We start from the raw sequence: 23,196 nt of genomic DNA on the forward strand, positions 1-23,196 counted from the left end.
GCTCGTCGTTTCCGCGGGTTTCTCCGTGCCGAGGGTGGTTCCGCGTGCCGAAGGCGCCTTGGGCCGACTCCGGCTCGTCGGATCACCTCCGGCTCGCAGTTCTGCCGGGTTTCCGCGTGCCGAGGGCCGTTCCGCGTGTCGGAACCGTGCCGGGCGTGTGCCGGAACCGTCCGGAACCGTTCAGGGCCGCCCGGGGTCCCGGCGGATCTCGGGCTCGCACATCTCCGGCTCGCGGACTCCGCTCCGGCCCGTTGTTTCGTCCGGTTTCCACGAGCCCAGGGCTGTTCCGCGTGCCGGAGATCGCCCGGCGTCACCTCCGGCTCGCGGAACCGCCTCCGGCTCGCGGTTCCCGCTGCATTCCGCGTGCCGAGGCCGATTCCGCGAGCCGAACCTCCTCCAGGACCCGCCACGACCGCAAAAGAGAGCGCTCTCACAAAAGTCTTGACCTCCCCGCGACCCGCTCCGTATGCTCGCCTCACACCTCGTGAGAGCGCTCTCACACACGGCAGCACAGCACCGTGGGAGCGCCCCCAGGGGTGCCCTGACACCCATCACGAAGGAGTGACCGTGCTCGAATCACGACGCGCCAGGATCGCCACGGCGATCGCCGGCGCCGCCACCCTGGCCCTGCTCGTCTCCGGCTGCTCGTCCGGATCCGGAGCGGCCGAGGACGGCGACATCGAACTGACCGTGACCACGTTCGGCGCCATGGGGTTCGACGACCTCTACGCCGAGTACGAGGCCGCCCACCCGGGCGTCACGATCGTCCCGAACAACATCGACACCGGCGGCAACGCCCGGACCGACGCGTTCACCAAGCTCGCCGCGGGCTCCGGCCTCGCCGACGTCGTCGCCATCGAGGAGGGCTGGCTCGGCTCGATCATGGAGGTCTCCGACCAGTTCGTCGACCTCCGCGACCACGGCATCGAGGACCGCAAGGCCGACTGGGTCGACTGGAAGTACGAGCAGGCGGTCGACCCCGACGGCCGCGTCATCGGCTACGGCACCGACATCGGCCCCGAGGGCCTCTGCTACAGCACCGCCGCCTTCGAGGCCGCGGGCCTGCCCACCGATCGCGCCGCCGTCGCGGAGCTGCTCGGCGGCGCGGACGCGACCTGGGAGGACTACCTCGCGGCCGGCAAGCAGTACCACGACGCGACCGGCAAGGCCTGGTACGACCAGTCCGGCTTCGTCTGGAACGCGATGGTGAACCAGCTCCCCGAGGGCTACTACACCGCCGACGGCGAGCTGAACATCGACGGCAACGCCGAGCTGCAGGAGCGCTGGGGCTGGATCACCGACGGCGCCGCCTCCGGACTCTCGGCCGCGCAGAAGGCCTGGGACTGGAACAAGGGCAAGTCCTTCAACGACGGCACCTTCGCGACGTTCGTCTGCCCGGGCTGGATGCTCGGCCAGGTGAAGGCGCAGGTCGAGGCCGGCGGCGGCGATCCCGAGGCCACGGGCTGGGACTTCGCGGACGTCTTCCCCGGCGGCGCGGCCAACTGGGGCGGCTCGTTCCTCTCCGTCCCGACGCAGTCGAAGCACCCCGCGGAGGCGGCGGAGCTCGCCTCGTGGCTGAGCGAGCCGGAGCAGCAGATCGCCGCGTTCGACGCGACCGGTCCGTTCCCGAGCACCGTCTCCGCCCAGGAGCAGCTCGCCTCCGCCGCCGCGCCCGACCCGGCGCTGAACGGCTCGCCGACCGGCGCGATCCTCGCCGAGCGCGCCCAGGGCGTCGTCGCCCAGTACAAGGGTCCGGACGACTCGCTGATCCAGGAGAACGTCTTCGGCCCGGTCCTGCAGAAGGTCGACCGCGGCGAGCTCGACGGCGACAAGGGCTGGGACGAGGCGCTCTCGCTCCTCGACGAGCTGGTCGACTGACCCGCTCCCCTCAGACAGGGCCCCCGTCCGGTAGCAGGCCGGGCGGGGGCCCTCCCTCCCCTTCCCATGACGCGTCCGACGACGTGTCCCACGAACGCGTCCCCCACGAGAGCGACCGACGAGAGCGACCCATGACGAGCACCCTGACCCCGCCGACCGCGTCGGCCGCGCCGCCTCCCGGCCGCCGCCCCGCGCCCCGCCTGCCGCTGACCGCGCGGCAGCGGATGAGCCGCTTCGACGTCAAGGCGTCGCCCTACCTCTACATCTCGCCGTTCTTCCTGCTCTTCGCGATCACGGGAGCCTTCCCCCTCGTCTACACGCTGGTGGTCTCGCTCTACGACTGGCAGCTGCTGCAGGGCCAGGGCGACTTCGTCGGCCTCGGCAACTTCGCCGCGGTGCTCGGCGACCGCTTCTTCTGGAACTCGATCGGCAACACGCTGAGCATCTTCCTGCTCTCCACGATCCCGCAGCTCGCCGTGGCCCTGGTGCTCGCGGCGGTACTCGACCAGTCGCTGCGCGCCCGCACCTTCTGGCGGATGAGCGTGCTGCTGCCCTACGTCGTCTCGCCCGTCGCCGTGGCGCTGATCTTCTCGAGCATCTTCGGCGACCAGGAGGGCCTGGCGAACAATCTGCTCGGCCTGGTCGGCATCGCCCCGATCGACTGGACCAACGACCGCCTCGCCAGCCACATCGCGATCGCCTCGATGGTCAACTGGCGCTGGACCGGCTACAACGCCCTCATCCTGCTCGCCGCGATGCAGGCCGTGCCGCGCGACCTGCACGAGTCGGCCGCGCTCGACGGAGCGGGCTCGTTCCGCCGCTTCACCTCGATCACGATCCCGAGCATCCGGCCGACCCTGATCTTCGTGATCATCACGGCCACCATCGGCGGACTGCAGATCTTCGCCGAGCCGCGCCTGTTCGACGTCTCGAACGCCGGCGGCATCGGCGGCTCGGACCGCCAGTTCCAGACGACCGTCCTCTACCTCTGGGAGATGGCGTTCTTCCGGCAGAACTTCGGCGAGGCGGCGGCGGTCGCCTGGCTGCTGTTCCTGCTGATCGTGCTGATCGGACTGGTGAACTTCGCGATCTCGCGGCGGATCGCGTCCGTCGAGAACCGCGTGAGAACGCGCACGCGCCGACCGGCGCAGAAGGCGAGCGACCGATGACCGCGACGATTCCCACCGCTCCCGCCGCTGCGCCTGTCGCGGCCGAGCCCGAGCGTCGCGCCCGGCGCCCGCGCTCCTCCGGCGCCGGCCGCGTCGACCGCCCGGGGTTCCTCACCTACGGCCTGCTCAGCGCCTTCATCCTCGGCTCGACCTACCCGCTCTGGTGGTCGTTCGTGGTGGCCAGCGGGAGCAACGCGACCCGCGGCGAGACGCTGCCGCTGATCCCGGGCGGCAACTTCCTCGCCAATGCGGCGCAGGTGTTCACGGCGATCCCGTTCTGGACGGCGCTGCTGAACAGCGTGGTCGTCTCGGGGATCATCACGCTGTCGGTCGTCTCGTTCTCGACCCTGGCGGGCTACGCCTTCGCGAAGCTGCGCTTCCGCGGGCGGGACGGGCTGATGATCACCGTGATCGCGACCATGGCGATCCCGACCCAGCTGGGCATCATCCCGCTGTTCATCCTGATGCGGCAGCTCGGCTGGACCGGCACCCTCGGCGCCGTGATCGTGCCGACGCTGGTCACCGCGTTCGGCGTGTTCTTCATGCGGCAGTACCTGGTGGACGTGATCCCGGACGAGCTGATCGAGGCGGCGCGGGTCGACGGAGCGAACCAGTTCCGGACGTTCCTGACCGTCGCGGTGCCGGCCGCGCGGCCCGCGATGGCGATCCTCGCGCTGTTCACCTTCATGATGGCGTGGACCGACTTCCTCTGGCCGCTGATCGTGCTGAGCCCGACCAACCCGACGCTGCAGACCGCCCTGTCGCAGCTGCAGTCGGGCTACTACGTCGACTACTCGATCGTGCTGGCCGGCGCGGTGCTGTCGATCATCCCGCTGCTCGTGCTGTTCGTGCTGGCGGGCAAGCAGCTGATCGCCGGCATCATGGGCGGCGCAGTCAAGGGCTGACCCCGGGAGCTCCTCCCGCAGCGGATCTCCTCGGAGGAGTCGCCCGCCAGCATGCTGGTCGAGTAGCCCCGAAGGGGCGTATCGAGACCCGCCGTCCTCAGCAGGGCGGGTCTGCAGACTCGACTTCCGGCGATGGTGGATCTCGATACGCCCGCTGCGCGGGCTACTCGATCAGCATGGGAAGCCCGCTGCGCGGCCTGCTCGATCGCAAGGAAGCCCGCTGCGCGGCCTGCTCGATCGCAAGGAAGCCCGCTGCGCGGCCTACTCGATCAGCATGGGAAGCCCGCTATGGCCGTAGTGCGAGCGGACCCCCGGAGGTGTCTCGAAGGGCACGCGCCCGCTCGGCTACTCTCGGGCCCGGGGGTCCACCGCTCGAGAGGCACGCATGAGTCACGACACCGCACCGGCCGCACCCACGCTCGAGGCCGTCGCCGCGCTCGCCGGAGTGTCCCGGGCGACGGTCAGCCGGGTCGTCAACGACTCGCCGAAGGTGAAGGCCGAGGCGCAGGCCGCCGTCCGCCTCGCGATCGAGCAGCTCGGCTACGTGCCCAACCGCGCGGCGCGCTCGCTCGCCAGCCGGCGGACCCAGGTCCTCGCCCTGCTGGTGCCCGAGTCGATCGGCAAGGTCTTCGGCGACCCGTTCCTCGCCGCCGTCGTGCAAGGTGCGGCGACCCGCCTCGCCGCGACCGACTACATGCTCAACATCGTGATCGCCTCCGAGGCGACGCCCGACAAGACCCGCCGCTACCTCCTCGGCGGCAACGTCGACGGCGCCCTCGTGGTGTCGCACCACAGCGGCGACCACTCCTACGCCCGGATCGGCGCGAGCGTCCCCCTCGTCTTCGGCGGCCGCCCGCTCAGCCTCGACGACCACGACAGCCACTTCGTCGACGTCGACAACGTCGGAGCGGCGCGCCAGGTCACCGAGCACCTGCTGGGCCTCGGCAGGCGCGCCCCGGCGATGATCGCGAGCCGCCAGGACATGCCCGGCGCGATCGACCGCCTCGCGGGCTGGCGCGCGACCGTCGAGGCGGCGGGCCTGGACGCCTCGCTCGTCGAGATCGGCGACTACTCGCCGCGGGACGGCGCCGAGGCGATGCGGCGCCTGCTCGACTCCGGCCGCCCGATCGACGCGGTCTTCGCCTCCAACGACCAGATGGCCTCCGGCGCCCTGGCGGTGCTGCGCGAGCGCGGCCTGAGCGTGCCGGGCGACGTGGCGCTCGCCGGCTTCGACGGCGACTACTCCTCGGAGGCGGCCGAGCCGCCGATCACGACCGTCCGCCAGCCGGCCGCCGGCCTCGGCGACGCGATGGCCGAGGTCCTGGTGCGGCTGCTGGCCGGCGACGACGTTCCGCGGGCGACGCTGCTGCCGACGGAGCTGCTGATCCGCGGGTCGACGGTGCCGCGGAGCTGACTCCGCCACACGACATCAGCTGAGAGCACCCGGCCTCCTCTGTGGGAGGAGGCCCACCCTTCTCAGCTGATGTTGTGCGGCCGACTCCGCCCCTCAGCCCGTGAACACCGTCGAGGAGCGGCGCTCGTACCAGTGCGCGAGGTGCTCGCCCGCGCGGAGGACGTGCTCGCGCATGATCGCGGCGGCGCGCTCGCGGTCGCCGGCGACGAAGGCCTCGACGATCTGCTCGTGCTCGCGGAAGTTCTCCTCGCGGTGGCGCGAGTTCTCGCGGAGGACCAGGCCCGAGACGTTGCGCGGGAAGGCGTCGTTGATCTCGATCAGCATCCGGCTGAGGCGGGTGTTGCCCGAGGCCTGGTAGATCAGCCCGTGGAACTGGTCGTTGGCGCTGCCGTCGCGCTCGGCGGCGGTGCCGGCGGCGACGGCGAGCGAGCGCTCGTACATGGCGGTGTTGACGGAGCGGAGCTCGGCGATCGTCGCATCGTCCAGGCGGTCGACCGCGCGGCGGGCGGCCAGCGACTCCAGCTCGGCGCGCACCTCGTAGGCCTCGCGCACCTCCCACGGCACCGGCACGCGGACGACGGCGCCGCGGTTGGGGACGACCTCGATCAGCCCGCCGGTCTGCAGCTGGCGCAGCGCCTCGCGGACCGGGGTGCGGCTGATGCCGAACTGCGTCGCGAGCTCGGCCTGGCGCAGCGGGGCGCCGATCGGGATCTCGCCGGACATGATCTTCGCCCGGATCCGGGCGGCCAGATCGTCCACGAGTGCGTTGTCGCCCTGGGTCGTCACGCGATGATCCCCTCCTATCAGCGGCCAGGTCGGCCGGGATCCAATCATTGCAGGTATTGGATCCCACGCGAGGGTCGGTGTCGTCGAACGGCGAGCCCACTCCTGCGTCCGGCTTGACCCATGGATCCGCACAGCCCTAGATTGGATCCAATGTTGTCCGCCGTGGCGACCGATCGAGGTCTGGAGGCCGGCGTGGACGTGCTGCTGGTCGTGATGCTCGCGGGCGCCGCCAGCTCCCTCGCGCTCGGTCTCGCCGGCTGGCGGGGAGTGGGCCGCGGCTGGCTCGTCGCCGAAGCGGCCATGCTCGCCGCGATGCTCGACGTGCACCTGCCCGCCCTGCACCTCCTGCCCGCGCCGCTCTGGTCCGCGCTGCTCGCGGGCTGCGCGCTCGTCGCCGCCCTCGTCGACCGGGTGCGCCGAGGCCGGGGAGTGCGGCGGCACGGTGCCGACGCGCTGCACGCGGTCGGGATGCTGCTCGCCGCCGTCCTCGTGCTCCTCGCCGATGCCGCGCCCACCGCGGGTGCCGGTCCGCTCGCGGGCGCCGGGCACGCGCACGGCGGCGGACTCGCCCTGCCGCTCGGCGCCGCCGTCGCCGTCTACGCGGCGTGCACGCTCCGCGTCGCCCTCGCCGGACGCCCCGGCCGCCTCGACACCGCCCGGAGGCTCGCCTCCCTCGCCGCGCTCGTCGCCATGGGCGCGATGGCCGCGGTCGGCTGAGCAGCCCGCCCCGCCCCCGAACAACACGCCGCCCGCCGCACAACACCCCGCACGACACCCCCGCACCACACCGGAAGAAGGAGACGCCGCATGATCATCGACGCGTACAACACCACTCAGGACCGCCGAGGCCGCAGCGACTACCTCAGCGGGGTCCGCCCCGGCGAGCAGCCCCCGGCCTACACCCCGTTCGACCCGAAGCGCATCCTCGACCGGATGGACGCCGCCGGCGTCGACCGCGCGATGGTCTGCTCCCTCGCGCAGGGCATCGAGAACGACTTCCTGATCGACCTCGTGAAGGCGCACCCCGACCGGCTGTTCGGCTTCGGCCAGGTCATGCCGCAGTGGGAGAACGCGACCGACGAGATCCGCCGCTTCGCCGACGCCGGCCTGGTCGGGCTCAAGCTGCACCCCAGCCTGCACGGCTACCACGTCGCCGATCACGGGCTGCTCGACCCGCTGTTCGCGGTCTGCGACGAGCTCGGCCTGCCCGTGCTGATCAACGCGCTCGACGACGCGTTCTGCGCGCCGTTCGCCATCGAGGAGATCGCGAAGGGCTTCCCCGGAGTGCCGACGATCATCGCCCACATGGGCGCGGTCTGGAACGTGCCCGAGGCGATCATCGTCGCCGAGCGCAACCCGCACGTCTACCTCGAGACCTCGGCGACGCTGATGTCCGACGTCAAGCGCGCCTACGCCCGGCTCGGCGCTGAGAAGATCCTGCTCGGCTCCGAGTGGCCGGGCAGCGACTTCGACCTCGAGCGGATGAAGATCGCCAAGGCGATCCCGGACGAGGCCGACCGCGCGCTGGTCGAGGGCGGCAACATGGCGCGGATCCTGGGCTGGTCGTGACCGAGGGGGCGGAGTCGGGGCCTTCCGCGCCGGAGAGCCCGGTGCTCGATCGGCCGGTGCTCGACGGGCCTCCCGCGGGGATGTCCGCGCCGGACCGCGAGCTGCTCGAGGCGGCCTCGGCGATCCTCGACGCGCGCTACCGGACCGGCGTCCACGAGGTCGCGGCCGCCCTCCGCCTCGCGGACGGGCGGATCGTGACCGGCCTGCACGTCGAGGCGAGCGCCGGCCGGGCCTCCGTCTGCGCCGAGTCGGCCGCCCTCAGCGCCGCCGTCGTCGCCGGCTCCCCGGTCGTCTCGATCGTCGGAGTGCTGCAGCGCCCGGCCGGCTCCCGCCACCTCATCGAGCCCTGCGGCGTCTGCGCCGAGCTCCTCGGCGACCACGCCCCCGACGCGACCGTCTGGGTCGCCGTCGCCGACGCCTTCGCTCCGGTCCCCGTCGCCACCCTGCTCCCGCACCGCCGCCGCCGCGCCGCCCGCCCGGTCTAGCCCCCCGGCCCGCGCCCGACCCACTCTCCAAAAGTTGCGGTAGTCGAGCGCGACTACCGCAACTTCTGAGGAATGACGGCCGGCCGCCTCCGCCGCTCGCCGACTCTTCAAAAGTTGCGGTCGTGGCGCGCGACTACCGCAACTTTTGAGGAATCAGGGGGCGCGGATGGAGCGGCCGCGCCCGACTCTCCTCCACAAGCCGAGCAGCCCGAGGTTTTACCCCGGGGAAACACGGCCGACCCCCGCCCGAACGATCGCCTGGTCAGACTTGCCGGGCGGACGACGGGCCCCGGCCCTCGCGCCGCCGGGGTCATGGGGGCACCTCACCCGACCCGCGCACCACCCGGAAGGATCCACCCGCATGCTCGCCGTCTCCGGCACTCCCGTCCTCCTCGTCGTCGACATCCAGGGCGGGGCCGCCTCGGGCCTGCCGACCCTCGGCATCCCCGTGATGAGCGGCCGGGCGGAGCGCACACCCCGGGTGCGCGACCTGATCGCGCACTGCCGCAGTGCCGGCGTGCCGGTCGTCTTCGTGCAGGAGGTGCACAAGCGCGACCTGATCGACATCGGCCGCGAGCTGGACGGCGCCGAGGGTCCGCACTGCCTCGAGGGCGACCCGGGCACCGAGCTGGCGTCCTGGCTCGAGCCGCGGCCCGAGGAGTTCGTGATCCGCAAGCGCCGCTACTCCGCCTTCTTCGGCACCGAGCTTGAGATCGTCCTGAAGGCCTACCGCGCCGGCACGCTGCTGCTGGTCGGCGGCCTCACCGACGTCTGCATCCACTACACGGCGGCGGACGCGCACCAGCACGACTACGCCGTCCGGGTGCTCACCGACTGCGTCGCCGGCTCGAGCGAGCGCGCGCACGCCGCCACCCTCGAGGCGATCGAGTACCTCCAGCGCGACGCGCTCGTCACCGCCGCCGACGTGCACGACTGGCTCGACCGCCGGGAGACGATCGATGCCTGAGTCCCAGAACGGCACCGCCCCCCGCCTCCTCGTCGCCCGCGTCCGCACCATGGACCCCGAGAACCCGCTCGCCGAGGCGCTCCTGATCGACGGCGACCGGATCACCGCCGTCGGCACCCTGCGGGAGGTCCGCGCCGCAGCCCCCGCCGGCACCCCCGAGGAGCACCTCGACGGCACCCTCCTCCCCGGCTTCATCGACGCGCACTCGCACGCCCAGCGCGCGGGCCTGAAGGCCCTGCAGCTGCTCGACGCGGGCGCCGGCGCCGACGCGTTCTCGGCCGCGATGCTCGCCGACGCGGACGCCGATCCGGACGCCCCGGACTGGCTCGGCGACACCCCGCCCACTCCCGAGGACCGCCGCGCGGCCCTCCTCCGCATCCAGCCGCTGCTGCACGAGCTGGGCTTCACCGGTGTCATCGACCCCGCCGTCACGCTCGACGAGCTCGCCGCCTACCGCGCGGCGCACGAGCGCGGCGAGCTGTCGCTGCGCGTCGTCGCGATGCCCTACCCCGAGCTCGGTATGGAAGCGGTCCCGGGCGTCGACGAGGCGCTCGCCCTGCTCGACACCGTCGGCGGCAGCACCGGCGACGGCGACGAGCTGCTCCGCCTCGGCCCGATCAAGGTCTACTACGACGGCGAGGGGATGAAGGGCCAGGCCCTCCTCGAGCAGCCCTGGCCCGGCGGAAGCCACGGCGTGCAGCGGATCGCGACCGCCGAGTTCGCGCGGCTCGCCGCAGAGTGCGTCCAGCGCGGCTGGGGCCTGGGCGTGCACGCGGTCGGCAGCCGCGCGGTCGCCGAGGTGCTCGACGCCCTCGAGGCGGCGGGCCCGCCCGAGCGGATCGCCGCCCTGCGCTGCCAGCTGATCCACGCCTACCTCGAGCCCTCCGCCGAGAGCCGCGAGCGCGCGGCCCGGCTCGGCGTCGTCGCCTCGCTGCAGCCGTCGATCGCCTGGAGCAACGCGGCTGGACTGACCGCCCGGCTCGGCGCGCGGGCCGACCCGGTGAACCCGATGCGCGACTGGCGCGACTCCGGCGCTGTGATCGCGCTCGGCTCCGACGCCCCCTACTTCCCGTTCGACCCGCGCCGGGTGGTCGCGACCGCGGTGAGCCGTCGGATGCGCCGACTGCCCGACCCGCTCGGTCCGGAGCAGGCGCTCACGGTGCTCGAGGCCGTCGAGGGCTACACGCGGTGCGCGGCGCACGCGGCCTTCGCGGAGGACCGCCGCGGGATGCTCCGCCCCGGCTTCCTCGCCGACCTGGTGCTGCTCTCGGTCGACCCGGGGGAGTGCTCGGCGGAGGAGTTCGCCGGGGCGCGCGTGCTGCGCACGGTGGTCGGCGGGCGGACGGTGCACGGGGGGGCCGCGGGGATCGCCCGGCAGATGTAATCCCGACGAAACACAATGGGATCCGCATTGCCTTAGATTGGATCCAAGTTGAGCGGCCCCCCGAGCAACTCCGCCCCGCCCCCGATGCACCACCCGTACCCCTTGGAGGACAGCACCATGGTCAGGAAGAGCTTGCTCGCCGGCGTCGCACTGGCGGCCGTCGCGAGCCTCGCGCTCACCGCCTGCGGGACCACCAGCGCCCCGCAGAGCGCCACCGGCACCGCCGGCACCACCGACACCATCAACGCGGAGCTCTGGTACGCGCCGTCCACCTTCGACCCCGCGAAGGCCTCCGCCGACGCCGACGTGACCGTCGCGCGCCTCGGCTTCGACACCCTGCTCCGCCAGGGCGAGACCGAGGGCTACATCGGCGGCCTCGCCACCGAGTGGAACGCCGTCTCGGCCTCCGAGTACACGTTCACCCTCCGCGACGACGCCACCTGCGCCGACGGCACGGCGATCACGCCGACCGTCGTCGCCGACTCCTTCACGTACCTCACCGGCCTCGACGACTCGGGCGCGCTGACCTGGAAGAACCAGGCCTTCGGCTCCGGCGACGCGACCTTCACCCCCGACGACGCGGCCGGCACGCTGACGATCTCGCTCAGCCAGCCCTACTCGCAGCTGCTCGGCGGCGTCACCCGCCCCGGCACCGGCATCATCTGCCCCGCCGGCCTCGCCGACACCGAGGGCCTCGCCGCGGGCACTGTCGACGGCGCCTGGTCCGGCCCGTACATGCTCTCGAACCTCTCGGCCGGCGTCAGCGCCGCCTACACGCTGCGCGACGACTACGACGCCTGGCCCGACTGGCAGGACGTCGAGGGCGAGCCCGCGAAGACGATCAACCTCACCGTGCAGTCCGACTCCAACACGAGCGCCAACCTGCTCGAGTCCGGCGGAGTCGACCTGGCCCGCTTCTACGACTCGAACGCGCTGCGCTTCGAGGACGACCCCGCCTACACGACCGTCACCTTCGCCAGCTCGGCCTACAACCTCGTCTTCAACGAGGCCCCCGGCTCCGGCTCGATCTTCGAGGGCAAGGAGGACCTCCGCGCCGCGGTCGCCCAGGCGATCGACACCCAGGGCTTCAACTCGGCCGGCCTCGACGGCCTCGGCGTGCCGCAGTACACCGTCAACGCGGCGAGCTACCGCTGCGCGCTGGACGACGAGTCGCTGGTGCAGAAGTACGACCCCGCCGCCGCGACGCCCGAGCTCACCGGTCAGTCGATCCGCCTGCTGATGATGTCGAACTGGGACCCGGCCGCCGACTACCTGGCCGAGTCGCTCCGCGCCGCGGGCGCCACCGTCACCGTCTCGGCGCTCGACCCGGCCGACTGGTCGAAGGCCATGCGCACCGAGCCCGCCACCTGGGACGTCGCGATCGCGGCGGAGAACGCCGGCCCCGGCCTCATCCACACCACGATCGCCCGCTACCTCGGCCCGACCTACGCGGACGGCGGCACGAACGTCTCCTCCAGCGACAACCCCGAGGGCGTCGCCTACTACGAGGCCGCGATGGCCGCCTCGGACACCGAGACGCAGTGCGAGAACCTGCTCGCCGCCCAGAAGACGATCCTCGAGCGCGTCGACATGACGCCGCTGATCACCGACACGCACCGCTACGTGGCCCGCTCCGGCTTCGCCACCTCGGTGTTCTCGGGCTACTGGGACATCTCGGCCATGCGGATCCTGTCCTGATCCGCTGACGCCCTGATCCACTGAGCAGCCCACCCGAGCCGGACGACACGAGGAGACGACGCGATGAGCACCACGACCGCCACCACCGCTGCATCGTTGGGCCTCGGGTCGTCCGGCGCGGGGGCGCCCGGCCCGGGCGCCGTCCGCGCCGGCACCCTCGGCGGGGCCTGGCGGAGGTTCCTCCTCCGCCGGGCCCTCGGCCTGCTCGTCAACCTGGCGCTGCTCGTGCTGGTCACCTTCCTGATCGTGCAGCTCATCCCCGGCGACCCGGCGATCGCCATCGCAGGGGAGGCGGCCTCGCTCGACCAGGTCGAGCTGGTGCGCACCCAGCTCGGGCTCGACCAGCCGCTGCCCGCGCAGCTCTGGACCTACCTCGTCGGCGTGCTGCAGGGCGACTTCGGCGCCTCCTACCGCTACACGATCCCCGCGATGGACCTCGTGATGACGGCCGTGCCGTACACGCTGACCATCACGATCTCCGCGGTGCTGCTCCTGCTCGTGCTCGGCATCGCGCTGGGCATGGCGGTCGGAGTCGCGACCCGCGGCGACCGCCGCCGCTGGCTCGACGCCGTGTTCAGCACCGTCACCGGGCTGATCTCCTCGGTCCCCACCTACGTGCTCGCGACCGGCTTCGTCGTCGTCTTCGCGGTGCTGCTCAAGGTGCTGCCGCCCGCGTACTCGCCGGCCTACGACTTCGGCACCGCCGCGATCCTGCCGATCGCCTCGCTCACCGTCGGCGGCACCTGCTCCGTCGCGAGGATCGTCCGCCGCGAGACCGCGGTGATCCTCGAGCAGGACTACATGCGCACCGCCCGCGGCTGGCGGCTGCCCGCGCTCACCCTCTACGCCAAGCACATGCTGCCCAACCTGCTCACCACGGCGCTGACGCTCTCGGGCATCATCCTCACCGCGCTGCTCGGCTCGGCGCTGATCACCGAGGCGGTCTTCGCCTGGCCCGGCCTCGGCGGCGTGATCGTCCAGGCGATCGCGATCGACAAGGACTACCCGGTGATCCGGGCGGCCGTCTTCGTCATCGGGCTCATCTCCCTCGTGATCACCCTCGTGATCGACGTCATCCTGGGTCTGATCGACCCGCGCACCCTCGGAGAGCAGCGTGGCTGAGTCCCTCCCCGCCGTCCGCGGCCTGAAGCCCGCCGGCGCGCGCACCTTCGCCTGGAACCCCGGGCTCGTGATCGGGCTCGGCCTGCTCGGCGTGATCGCCCTCACCGCGCTGATCGCCCCGATCGCGCTCGAGGGCCAGGCCACCGGCCTCGGCGGCAGCCCCAGCCTCGGCTCGACCGCCGAGCACCCGCTCGGCACCGACACCCTCGGCCGCGACATGCTCGCCCGCACCCTCGTCGCCACCCGCTCGACCGTGCTGATGGCGCTCGCCGCGACCGTGCTCTCCGCGATCGTCGGCATCGCGGTCGGCATCGGCGTCTGGCTCGCCCCGCGCCGGGTCCGCGAGCTCGGGCTGCGCGCGATCGAGCTGGCCGTCAGCTACCCGACGATGCTCGTCGCGATCATCGTCGCCGCCATTCTCGGTCAGGGCGTCGTCCAGGTGGTGGTCGCCATCGCGGTCGCCAACATCGCCGGCTTCGCGCGGCTCACGGCCAACCTCGCCTCCAAGATCGCGGCGAGCGAGTACGTCACGACCGCCCGGCTGACCGGCGTGCCGACGCACCTCGTCGCGCTGCGGCACGTGCTGCCGAACATGGCCGAGCCGACGCTGATCCTCGTCGCCGGCGCCTTCTCCGGCGCGCTGGTCGAGATCTCCGGCCTCTCCTTCATCGGCCTCGGCGCGCAGACCCCCGCCTTCGACTGGGGCACGCTGCTCAACGACGGGCTCAGCCGCATCTCGGTGAACCCGGTCGTCATCCTCGGCCCGGCGCTCGCGCTCACGGTCGCCTCCTTCGCGGCGCTCCTGGTCGGCGACGGCCTGGCGGCGGCGGCGAACCCGCGCTCGAACACGACGCGGGCCCGGATGACGAGGGCCACCGACTCCTCGACCGCCGCGCCCGCCCCCGCCGACGCCGTGCTCGTCGCCGACGGCATCACCGTCCGCCACGGCGCGACCGGCCGCGAGCTCGTCTCCGACCTCTCCTTCACCATCCGCCGCGGCGAGGTGCTCGGCATCGTCGGCGAGTCCGGCTCGGGCAAGTCGCTGACGGCGTCCGTGGTCGCGAAGCTGCTCGGCGAGGGTCTCGAGGCGTCCGCGCGCCGGCTCGAGCTCGGTGGCACCGACCTGCTCGGCCCCGTCCCGGACCGGGTGCTCGCCGCGAAGATCGGCCTGATCTACCAGGACCCGGGCACCGCGCTGAACCCCGCCATGGTCCTCGGCACCCAGCTCTCCGACGTGCTGCGGATCCGCCTGCGCCACTCCCGCCGCGACGCGCTCGACCTGCTCCTGCGCGGCTTCCGCTCGGTGATGCTCTCCGATCCGGAGGGGCGCCTGCGGCAGTACCCGCACCAGCTCTCCGGCGGCATGAAGCAGCGCGCAATGATCGCCTCGGCGATGAGCGCGAAGCCCGACCTGCTGATCGCCGACGAGCCGACCACCGCGCTCGACGTGACAGTGCAGCGCGAGGTGCTGAGCGTGCTCAAGCGGATGAACGAGGACTCCGGCACCGCCGTGCTCTTCATCTCGCACGACCTCGGCGTCGTCCGGGCGCTCTGCGACCGCGTCCTCGTGATGAAGGACGGCCGCATCGTCGAGCGGATCGAGGACATCGCCCACCTCTCGGAGGAGACCGTGACGCATCCGTACACGCGGCAGCTGCTCGCCGCGACGCCCGTCGTGACCGTGCCGACGCCGCCGGAGGTGCGCTCGTGAGCGCCGTCGCCGTGACCCCCGCGTCCTCCGCGATGGTCGACGTCCGCGGTCTCGACGTGGTCTTCGGCCACGCGAAGGTCCTGCACGGCGTCGACCTGCGGGTCGAGCGGGGCCGCACCGTCGGCGTGGTCGGCGAGTCCGGCTCCGGCAAGTCGACCCTCGCCAAGGTGCTGGTCGGCTCGGTCCGCGCGGCCGCCGGCACGGCGACCGTGGACGGCGTCGACATCGTGGCCGCCAACCGCTCGGCGATGCACGCCTACCGGCGGCGCACGCAGATGATCCCGCAGGACCCGTACTCCTCGCTCTCGCCGCGGCGCACCATCGCGCAGACCCTGGCCGAGGCGATCGACCCGGTCCGCGCCCGCGTCGGCCGGAACGAGGAGCTGATCGTCGCCTGGCTCGAGCGCGTCGGTCTCAGCGCCGACATGCGGCACCGGTTCCCGCACGAGTTCTCCGGCGGGCAGCGCCAGCGCGTCGCGATCGCCCGCGGGCTGATCATCGACCCGACCTTCGTGATCGCCGACGAGATCACTTCGGCCCTCGACGTCTCGGTGCAGGGCCAGATCCTCGATCTGCTCGCCGGGATCAAGGAGTCGCTCGGCCTGACGATGATGTTCATCTCGCACAACCTCGCCGTCGTCCAGCGGGTCAGCGACGAGGTCGTGGTGCTCTACCGCGGCGAGGTCGTCGAGGCCGGCCCGGTCGAGCGGATTTACGCCGGCCCCCAGCACTGGTACACCCGCCGCCTGCTCGACGCCGACCCGGGCTCGCCCGGCTTCAGCCTCTCGGGTCCCGCGGCGGTCCCCGCGAAGGAGACCGCATGACGGCCCGCCTGCCCGCCACCCCCGTCGCCGAGGGTGTGCTCCGCCTCGTCGGCGCGACGCTCGTCGACGGAACGGGCGCCGCTCCGCTCGAGGACTCCGAGGTCGAGATCCGCGACGGCGTGATCGCCTACGCGGGGCCGCGCCGTGCGGATCCCGGGCTCGAGGGTCGCGCGGTCGACGTGTCCGGCGCATTCCTGCTGCCGGGCTTCGTCGACGTGCACGTGCACCTCGCGATGGTGCCGGTCGCTCCGGAGGCGGCGCGCGAGCGCTTCCCGGAGGAGGACGTCCTCGAGATCGCCGGGCTCCTGCGCCGCACGCTCGACGCCGGCGTGACCACCGCCCGCGACCTCGACGGGCTGTCGCCGGGCTACCGCGAGGCCGTCGCGCGCGGCGCGGTCGACGGCCCGCGCCTGCACCTCGCGATCGCCATGCTCTCGCCGACCGGCGGCCACGCCGATCCGCACCACCGCAACGGCAGCCTGCCGGCCTGGGCCGTGCGCCCGGGCATGCCCGCGCCCGGGCTCGTCGACACGGACGAGGACGTCGTCCGGACGGTCCGCACCCTCGTCCGAACCGGCGCCGACGTGATCAAGGTCGCCACCTCGGGCGGGCTCGGCTCACCGAACGACGACGCCCGCGACGTCGGGATCACGCAGAAGCAGGTCGCCCTGATCGCGGAGCTGCTCGCCGAGCGCGGCGGCCGGCCGATCACCGCGCACGCCCTCTCCGACGACGCCGCGCGCGCCGCCGTGCTGGGCGGCGCGACGAGCATCGAGCACGGCTACGACCTCTCCGACGAGACCATCGCGCTGATGCGCGAGCGCGGGACGACGCTCGTGCCGACCCTGAGCATCCTGGTCCGCGCGTTCGACCCGGCGACGACCACCGCCGAGCGGCTGCGACAGCGCGAGCTGCTGCGCGAGCGCGGCCTCGACTCGGTGCGCCGGGCCGTCGCGGCGGGGATCCCGCTCGCGCTCGGCACGGATGCCGGCGTGCACCCGCACGGTCACAATCTCGCCGAACTGGCGCAGCTGGTCGCCGTCGGGCTCACGCCGCTCGAAGCGCTGAGTGCCGGCACCCTCGGCGGCGCCCGCCTGCTGGGCCTGAACGCGCAGCTCGGCTCGGTCGAGCCGGGCAAGCTCGCCGACCTGGTGCTGACCGACGCGGATCCGCTGGCCGACATCGCCGCGCTCGGCGATCCGGCCGCGGTGCGGGCCGTGCTGCAGTCCGGCCGCGTGGTCAAGGACCTCGACGGGCGCCTGGGCTAGCCCTCCGAGGTCAGCGGCGGCTCAGAACTCCTCGTAGTTGTACGGCTCCGGGTCCGGCTCGATCACGGGGCGCGCGATCGTGCGGCGGTTGTCCTTGATGCGCGAGCGGATGTCCTCGACGGCCTTGGCGACGGCCTCCTCGGTCGCGGCCTCGTCGTCGACGGACTGCTCCACCGGCACGACGACGAGCTCGCTGCTCGCGTCGAGGGTCATCTTCGCCTCGATGAGCACGCCCTCGTCGGTGAAGGCGGGGACGCTGACGGCCTCCGAGTGCTCCTGCCGGTCGATCGCGGTCACGAGGTCGAGGAGGGCCTCGGTGACGGCGTCGGTGGTGACGATGCTCTTGGAGGCGTAGGTCAGCTGCTGCATGCCTCCAGTCTGGTCGCGGAGGCTCGGCGTCTCTCGGGCTTGCGGCGGGGGCGGGTGGCCGTCTAGCGGGCGGCGGGCTCTCGTGCTCCGTTCATCTCGGAAGCCTTGCGGCGGGCGCGCCGCGCGTCGCAGTCTGGAGGCATGCGAGACGTGCTGAGGAGATCCAGCGGCGGCGAGATCGCCGGCGCCGTCCTGATCGTGCTGGCCTCGATCGCGCTCCTCATCGGCGCATTCGCCGCGGGCGCGGGGAGCATCTACGGGATGCTCGGCGTGATCGTCGCATTCACCGCCGGCATCACCGGCCTCGGCGTGCACATCGCCGGCCGCGAGGCCCGCCTCCGCCGCGACGGGAACTGACGCGTCCATGCTGATCGAGTAGCCCTTGGAGAGGGCGTATCGAGATCCGCCGTCGTCCGGTGGGTGGGTCTCGATACGCGCTGCGCGCTACTCGACCAGCATGGAACGGGCGTGCCCGCCCGTGCTGTTCAGCGCGCTCGCGCCCGTCCCTGCTGATCGAGCAGCCATGTCGAGGGCGGTCACCTCATGTTGATCGAGTAGCCCTCGCAGAGGGCGTATCGAGATCCGCCCGGCGGCGGGTCAGCGGTCGACGAGGGTGATCTCGAAGGAGTAGAGGTCGGGGCGGTAGCAGTGCTGGCCGTACTCGACGGCGCGGCCGGAGTTGTCGAAGGCGGTGCGGGTCATCGTCAGGACCGCGGCGCCCTTGCGGAGGTCGAGGAGCTGGGCCTCGCGCGGGGTCGTGGCGCGGGCGCCGATCCGCTGCTTGGCGACGCGCATCGCCACTCCGCGGGCCCGGAGCAGCTGGTAGAGGCCGTGCGTCTCGAGGGCGCCGAGGTCGAGGTCGACGAAGTCGGCCGGCAGCGTGTTGTCGAGCACGGCGAGCGGGACCCCGTCCGCCGACCGCAGCCGCACGAGGTGCAGGACGGGCGAGCCGACCTCGACGCCGAGCGCCTCGGCGGTCCTCTCGTCGGCCGTGCCGACCGTGGAGGAGAGGGTGCTCGTCGTCGGGCTCTGGCCGGAGCGCTGGAGGTCCTCGAACAGGCTGGTGAGCTCGACGTTGCGGGTGACCCTGCCGTGCACGACCTGCGTGCCGATGCCGCGGCGGCGCACGAGGAGGCCCTTGTCGACGAGGTCCTGGATGGCGCGGCGGATGGTCGGCCGCGACATGCCCAGTCGGTTGCCCAGCGACACCTCGTTCTCGAGCCGAGAACCGGCCGGGAGCGTCTCGTCGAGGATGGCCCGCTCGAGGCGGGTCGCGATCTGGTGGTAGAGCGGAATCGGGCCGGAGCGGTCGAGGTCCATGAAGAGGTCCATCGGCAGGGCGTGCTCCTCCTGCAGCGCCATGTCGTCCCCCTCCGCCCGCCGGCTCTCCGCCGGGAATGATCGACACCCGTCGGCGTCACCCCATTATGCAGCGCAGGTCAGCAGCACGGCAGACCGTCCCATTGTGCTATTGTAACGACATTACAGACCGCCCTCTCGAGGAGTTGTACACCGTCGTATGGTCCAGATGATCCTCCGCGCCCCCGAGCACGCCGCCCCCGGAGCGGCCCGATGAAGGCCGCGGTCGCCGGCGCCCCCGTCAGCTTCGGCGTCTTCGAGCTCACCCCGGAGGGCGCCGACGTCGTCTCGCCCGACGACCTCGTCGACGTGCTCGCCGAGGCGGGCTACACCGGCGTCGATCTCGGACCGGCCGGCTACCTCGGCCGCGGACGAGAGCTGCGCCAGCGCCTCGAGCGGTCAGGACTCGACATCGCCGGCGGCTGGATCCAGCTGCCCTTCTCGGACGACGAGGCCTTCGCGGCCTCGCTCCCCGAGCTCGACGCCGCGCTCCGCCTCTTCGCCGAGGCGTCCGAGCACGGCCCCGCGCGGCTCCCGCTGCCGACCCTCGCCGACGACGGCTCCGCGGCCCGGCGCTCCTCGCCCGGTCGCGGCGCCGGTGCCGACCCGCTCGACGACGCCCGCTGGTCGCGGCTGGTCGCCAACGTCGAGCGCGCCACCGCCGCCGTCCGCGCGGCCGGCTTCGAGCCCACGTTCCACCACCACGCGGGCACGTACATCGAGTCGCCGGAGGAGATCGACCGCTTCCTCGGCGCCGTCGACATCGGGCTCACCCTCGACACCGGCCACCTGCTGATCGGCGGCGGCGACCCGGTCGCGGCCGTCGAGCGCTGGGGCTCCCGGATCAACCACCTGCACCTCAAGGACGTCGACGTCGCCGAGCTGCGCCGGGTCCTGGCGGCCGGCGGCGGGATGCGCGAGGTCTGGTCCTCCGGATCGTTCGTCGCCTTCGGCCGCGGCGACATCGACCTCGACGCCGTGATGACCGCGATCGACGCCCAGGGCTACGACGGCTGGGTCGTCGTCGAGCAGGACGTCCTCAACGCGCCCGACGCCGACATCACCGCCTTCCGCGACGAGCGCCGCGACGACCAGGCCGTGAACCGCGAGGCCCTGCGCGCCTGGGCCTGACCCGCCGCGCCCACCTCCCGAGACCCGAACTCCCGACACCCGAACCCCGACCACCCAGACCGCCCCCGGGCAGCAAGGACATCGCCGTGACCGACACCCCTCTCCGCTTCGGACTCATCGGCACCGGCCGCATCGGCCAGGTGCACGCGGCGAACATCGCCGCCGACCCCGAGGCGACGCTCGCCTGGGTCTGCGACCCGTTCGTCGACGGCGCGAACGCCGTCTCCGCCCGCTATGGCGGAACCGTGACGACCGACGCCGCCGAGATGTTCGCCTCCGGTGAGATCGACGCGGTGCTGATCGCCTCGCCGACCGCGACCCACGTCGACCTGCTCGAGGCCGCGATCTCGGCCGGTGTCCCCGCGCTCTGCGAGAAGCCCATCGACCTCGACATCGCGCGCGTCGACGCCCTGCTGCCCCGCGTCACGTCGTCGGGGGTGCCGATCGCCCTCGGCTTCAACCGCCGCTTCGACCCGGCCTTCGCCGAGGCGCGCGCCCGCGTCGCCGCCGGCGAGATCGGCGCGCTCGAGCAGCTCTCGATCATCAGCCGCGACCCCGCCGCCCCGCCCGCGGCCTACATCGGCGTCTCCGGCGGCATCTTCCGCGACATGACGATCCACGACTTCGACATGGCGCGCTTCTTCCTCCCCGACATCGTCGAGGTCACCGCGACCGGCACGACGACCTTCGACCCCGGCGCACGCGAGCACGGCGACTTCGACACCGCCGTCGTCACGCTCCGCTCCGCCTCCGGTGCGCTCGTCTCGATCACCAACTCGCGGCACAGCTCGGTCGGCTACGACCAGCGCATCGAGGCCTTCGGCGCGGACGGCTCGATCGAGGTCGCGAACGCCCTCACCAGCCTGGTCAGCGTCTCGAACGGCACGAGCGTGCAGGCGAAGCCGCCGTACCAGGACTTCTTCCTCGAGCGCTACGCCGTCGCCTACCGGGCCGAGCTGACCGAGTTCATCAAGCTGGCCCGCGGCCAGGAGTCGACGAGCCCCACGTTCGCCGACGGCCGCGCCGCCCTGGTCCTCGCCGACGCCGCCGCCCGCTCCGCGGTCGAGCGCGTCTCGGTGAGCGTCGAGCTGTAGGGCGCCGGCCGTGACCGTCCGCCTCGCCGCCTCCGCGGAGATGCTCTTCCCGGAGCTCGAGTTCGCCGACCGCGTCCGCCGCCTGCGCGAGCGCGGCTTCGAGGTCGAGATCTGGGACTGGTCCACCAAGGACCTGCCCGCGCTCGCGGCGACCGGCGCGACGTTCTCGTCGATGACCGGCTACCTCACCGGCGATCTGATCACGCCCGACGGCATCGCCGAGACGCTCCGCACGGCCGAGCTCTCGCTCGCGGCGGCCGAGGTCATCGACAGCCCGCGGCTGAACCTGCACGGCACCGGCCTCGCCCCGGGCGGCCTGCCCGTCCGGCCCGGCACCGACGTGACGCCAGGGGACCGCGACCGCGCCGAGGACACCCTCCGCCGGCTGGCCGCGCTCGGCGAGGAGCGCGGCCGGGTCTTCACCCTGGAGAACCTCAACACGGCCGTCGACCACCCGGGCACGCCGTTCGCCCGCGCCGAGGACACCCTCGCGCTGGTCAGCGCGGTCGACCGCCCCGGTCTGCGGCTGAACCTCGACCTGTACCACGCGCAGATCGGCGAGGGGAACCTGCTCGAGCTCGTGCGCCGGTCCCTGCCCTGGATCGGCGAGATCCAGGTCGCGGACGTGCCCGGCCGCTGCGAGCCCGGAACCGGCGAGATCCGCTACCCGGCCGTCGCCCAGGAGCTGCGCGCCCTCGGCTACGACGGGGTCGTCGGCCTCGAGGCGTGGCCGTCGACCGACTCCGAGTCGGCGCTCGACGCCTTCGAGGCGGCCTTCGGACTCTGAAGGCCGCCCCGCGGCTCACGCGTCGTAGGTGGTGTCCCCGCTCACGGCCGCGACACTCTCCCACGCCCGTGACCGGTCGCTGCGCAGCGCCGCCTCGACGATCTCGGCGGCCGACCAGGCGTCCGCGGCCGACGGCGCGAGCTGGCGCCCCTCCAGCACCGAGGTCAGGAAGAGCGACGCCTCGATCGTCTTGAGGTCGTCGAAGCCCATGCTCGTCCCGGCGCCCGGCTGGAAGCGGGAGAAGTCGCCGAAGCCCGGCTGCGCCATGATCGTGCGGTAGCCGCTCGGGTCGTCGGCGAGCTGCAGCTCGTTCAGCCGCTGGAAGTCCCAGCGCAGCGAGCCCTTCGTGCCGTAGACCTCGAGCGTGTACTCGGCGCGGGGCCCGACCGCGACCCGGCTCGCCTCCAGCACCGCGACCGCGCCGGACTCGAAGCGGCCGAGCACCGCCGCGTAGTCCTCGTTCTCGACCGCGCCGCGCTCGCCGCCCTCGGTGCCCTTGCTGAAGTGGCCCGCCGCGGCCGAGCCGGGCAGCGGGCGCTCGCGCACGAAGGTCTCGGTGAGCGCGGAGACCGAGTCGATCCGCCCCACCAGGTACTGCGCCAGGTCGGCGCCGTGCGAGAGCAGATCGCCGAGCACGCCCGAGCCGGCCCGCGCCTGCAGGAAGCGCCAGGTGAGGGCGCCGAGCGGGTCCGCGGAGTAGTCGGCGAGCAGGCGCACGCTGACGTTGGTGACCCGGCCGATCGCTCCGTCGCGGATCAGGGAGCGGGCCTGCGCCAGGGCCGGTGCGTGCCGGTAGTTGAAGCCGACCGAGGTGACGACACCGGCGTCGGCCGCGGCGCGCGCGATCTCGGACGACTCGGCGGCGGAGCGGCCCATCGGCTTCTCGATCCAGAACGGCTTGCCGGCCGCTGCCGCGGCGAGGGCGACCTCGCGGTGCAGGAAGTTCGGCGCGCAGATCGAGACGATGTCGACCTCGGGCTCCTCGAGCACCTCCCGGTAGTCCGCCGTCGTCCGGCGATAGCCCAGGACGTCCTCGGCCAGCGAGCGCGTGCCAGGATCGGTGTCGGCCGCCGACACGAGGTCCACGGCGACGCCGAGGTCCGGGTAGTGCTCCGGGACCGCGCGGTACGCGCGCGTGTGCAGGCGTCCCATCCAGCCGACCGACACCAGACCTACCCCGAAACGGTGCACCATTGCGCGCTCCTCCATGCTCCTGACAGCGGCTCGGCACCCGATGCCACTCACCGGTGAGCCGCTCCGAGCGTAGCGCAATGAC

The 23,196-nt window shown here is 72.8% G+C and carries 22 protein-coding genes; 18 read left to right on the plus strand and 4 right to left on the minus strand.

The genetic code is table 11. The features are described 5' to 3' along the window. Nucleotides 1–567 precede the first annotated feature (567 nt). From MT355_RS11165 to MT355_RS11180, 4 genes are all read left to right on the plus strand, one after another. On the plus strand, nt 568–1,878 hold the full coding sequence (locus MT355_RS11165; RefSeq protein ID WP_133961025.1) for an ABC transporter substrate-binding protein: 1,311 nt from the start codon (nt 568–570) through the stop codon (nt 1,876–1,878). Between the two features lie 131 nt (nt 1,879–2,009). Further along, the gene (locus MT355_RS11170; RefSeq protein WP_243599578.1) at nt 2,010–3,047 is read left to right on the plus strand and encodes a carbohydrate ABC transporter permease; all 1,038 of its coding nucleotides are present in this window, start codon (nt 2,010–2,012) and stop codon (nt 3,045–3,047) included. Next, nucleotides 3,044–3,952 carry a carbohydrate ABC transporter permease gene (locus MT355_RS11175; RefSeq protein ID WP_123734512.1) on the plus strand — a complete coding sequence of 303 codons (909 nt, stop codon included), beginning with the start codon at nt 3,044–3,046 and terminating at the stop codon, nt 3,950–3,952. Before MT355_RS11170 ends, MT355_RS11175 begins: the two co-directional genes overlap by 4 nt. A 385-nt stretch (nt 3,953–4,337) precedes the next feature. Then, nucleotides 4,338–5,366, plus strand: a complete 1,029-nt coding sequence (locus tag MT355_RS11180) for a LacI family DNA-binding transcriptional regulator (RefSeq protein WP_243599579.1) — start codon at nt 4,338–4,340, stop codon at nt 5,364–5,366. A gap of 93 nt (nt 5,367–5,459) precedes the next feature. Here MT355_RS11180 and MT355_RS11185 read toward each other — a convergent pair whose 3' ends face one another. Then, nucleotides 5,460–6,152, minus strand: coding sequence for a GntR family transcriptional regulator (locus MT355_RS11185; RefSeq protein ID WP_207901612.1), 693 nt, complete (start codon nt 6,150–6,152; stop codon nt 5,460–5,462). A 162-nt stretch (nt 6,153–6,314) separates the two neighbouring features. On the opposite strand from MT355_RS11185, the gene MT355_RS11190 reads away from it, so the two are divergent. The 10 genes from MT355_RS11190 (at nt 6,315) to MT355_RS11235 (ending at nt 17,180) form a co-directional block, all read left to right on the plus strand. Then, nucleotides 6,315–6,869: a hypothetical protein gene (locus tag MT355_RS11190; RefSeq protein WP_243599580.1), complete on the plus strand. Its 555-nt coding sequence runs from the start codon at nt 6,315–6,317 to the stop codon at nt 6,867–6,869. A gap of 90 nt (nt 6,870–6,959) precedes the next feature. Continuing rightward, nucleotides 6,960–7,721 (plus strand): amidohydrolase family protein, encoded by a 762-nt coding sequence (locus MT355_RS11195; protein ID WP_123447441.1) that lies wholly within the window; start codon nt 6,960–6,962, stop codon nt 7,719–7,721. 41 nt (nt 7,722–7,762) lie between these two features. Beyond that, the gene (locus MT355_RS11200; RefSeq protein WP_243599581.1) at nt 7,763–8,206 is read left to right on the plus strand and encodes a hypothetical protein; all 444 of its coding nucleotides are present in this window, start codon (nt 7,763–7,765) and stop codon (nt 8,204–8,206) included. Between the two features lie 361 nt (nt 8,207–8,567). Further along, entirely contained in the window at nt 8,568–9,173 is a 606-nt protein-coding gene (locus tag MT355_RS11205) for a cysteine hydrolase family protein (protein WP_243599582.1), read from the plus strand. Continuing rightward, nucleotides 9,166–10,557 carry an amidohydrolase gene (locus MT355_RS11210; protein ID WP_243599583.1) on the plus strand — a complete coding sequence of 464 codons (1,392 nt, stop codon included), beginning with the start codon at nt 9,166–9,168 and terminating at the stop codon, nt 10,555–10,557. Before MT355_RS11205 ends, MT355_RS11210 begins: the two co-directional genes overlap by 8 nt. 117 nt (nt 10,558–10,674) lie before the next feature. Further along, complete coding sequence (locus MT355_RS11215) at nt 10,675–12,255, plus strand: ABC transporter substrate-binding protein (protein WP_243581556.1); 1,581 nt, start codon at nt 10,675–10,677, stop codon at nt 12,253–12,255. Between the two features lie 63 nt (nt 12,256–12,318). After that, the gene (locus MT355_RS11220) at nt 12,319–13,377 is read left to right on the plus strand and encodes an ABC transporter permease (RefSeq protein ID WP_243599584.1); all 1,059 of its coding nucleotides are present in this window, start codon (nt 12,319–12,321) and stop codon (nt 13,375–13,377) included. Beyond that, nucleotides 13,370–15,088 (plus strand): dipeptide/oligopeptide/nickel ABC transporter permease/ATP-binding protein, encoded by a 1,719-nt coding sequence (locus MT355_RS11225; RefSeq protein WP_243599585.1) that lies wholly within the window; start codon nt 13,370–13,372, stop codon nt 15,086–15,088. The genes MT355_RS11220 and MT355_RS11225 overlap by 8 nt, the downstream gene beginning before the upstream one ends. Beyond that, on the plus strand, nt 15,085–15,912 hold the full coding sequence (locus MT355_RS11230; protein ID WP_243599586.1) for an ABC transporter ATP-binding protein: 828 nt from the start codon (nt 15,085–15,087) through the stop codon (nt 15,910–15,912). Before MT355_RS11225 ends, MT355_RS11230 begins: the two co-directional genes overlap by 4 nt. Next, a complete protein-coding gene (locus MT355_RS11235; protein ID WP_243599587.1) occupies nt 15,909–17,180 on the plus strand; it encodes an amidohydrolase family protein in 1,272 nt (423 codons plus the stop codon). The genes MT355_RS11230 and MT355_RS11235 overlap by 4 nt, the downstream gene beginning before the upstream one ends. A gap of 21 nt (nt 17,181–17,201) precedes the next feature. On the opposite strand, the gene MT355_RS11240 is transcribed toward MT355_RS11235, so the two are convergent. Next, nucleotides 17,202–17,549, minus strand: coding sequence for a hypothetical protein (locus tag MT355_RS11240; RefSeq protein WP_123447447.1), 348 nt, complete (start codon nt 17,547–17,549; stop codon nt 17,202–17,204). 141 nt (nt 17,550–17,690) lie between these two features. Here MT355_RS11240 and MT355_RS11245 point away from each other — a divergent pair, with 141 nt between their 5' ends. Next, a complete protein-coding gene (locus MT355_RS11245; RefSeq protein ID WP_243599588.1) occupies nt 17,691–17,906 on the plus strand; it encodes a hypothetical protein in 216 nt (71 codons plus the stop codon). Nucleotides 17,907–18,146: 240 nt separating this feature from the next. Here MT355_RS11245 and MT355_RS11250 read toward each other — a convergent pair whose 3' ends face one another. Beyond that, nucleotides 18,147–18,911, minus strand: a complete 765-nt coding sequence (locus MT355_RS11250; protein WP_123734522.1) for a GntR family transcriptional regulator — start codon at nt 18,909–18,911, stop codon at nt 18,147–18,149. Nucleotides 18,912–19,121: 210 nt separating this feature from the next. Between MT355_RS11250 and MT355_RS11255 the strand changes: the two genes are divergently transcribed. From MT355_RS11255 to MT355_RS11265, 3 genes are all read left to right on the plus strand, one after another. Next, complete coding sequence (locus tag MT355_RS11255; RefSeq protein ID WP_243599589.1) at nt 19,122–20,039, plus strand: sugar phosphate isomerase/epimerase; 918 nt, start codon at nt 19,122–19,124, stop codon at nt 20,037–20,039. An 86-nt stretch (nt 20,040–20,125) separates the two neighbouring features. After that, nucleotides 20,126–21,133 (plus strand): inositol 2-dehydrogenase, encoded by a 1,008-nt coding sequence (gene iolG / locus MT355_RS11260; RefSeq protein ID WP_243599590.1) that lies wholly within the window; start codon nt 20,126–20,128, stop codon nt 21,131–21,133. Between the two features lie 40 nt (nt 21,134–21,173). Further along, a complete protein-coding gene (locus MT355_RS11265; protein ID WP_243599796.1) occupies nt 21,174–21,920 on the plus strand; it encodes a TIM barrel protein in 747 nt (248 codons plus the stop codon). Between the two features lie 15 nt (nt 21,921–21,935). On the opposite strand, the gene MT355_RS11270 is transcribed toward MT355_RS11265, so the two are convergent. Next, nucleotides 21,936–23,114 (minus strand): Gfo/Idh/MocA family protein, encoded by a 1,179-nt coding sequence (locus MT355_RS11270; RefSeq protein WP_243599591.1) that lies wholly within the window; start codon nt 23,112–23,114, stop codon nt 21,936–21,938. Nucleotides 23,115–23,196: the final 82 nt, after the last annotated feature.

It is taken from the genome of Rathayibacter sp. VKM Ac-2929, from assembly GCF_022815495.1.
In the GTDB taxonomy this organism is placed as follows: Bacteria; Actinomycetota; Actinomycetes; order Actinomycetales; family Microbacteriaceae; genus Rathayibacter; species Rathayibacter festucae.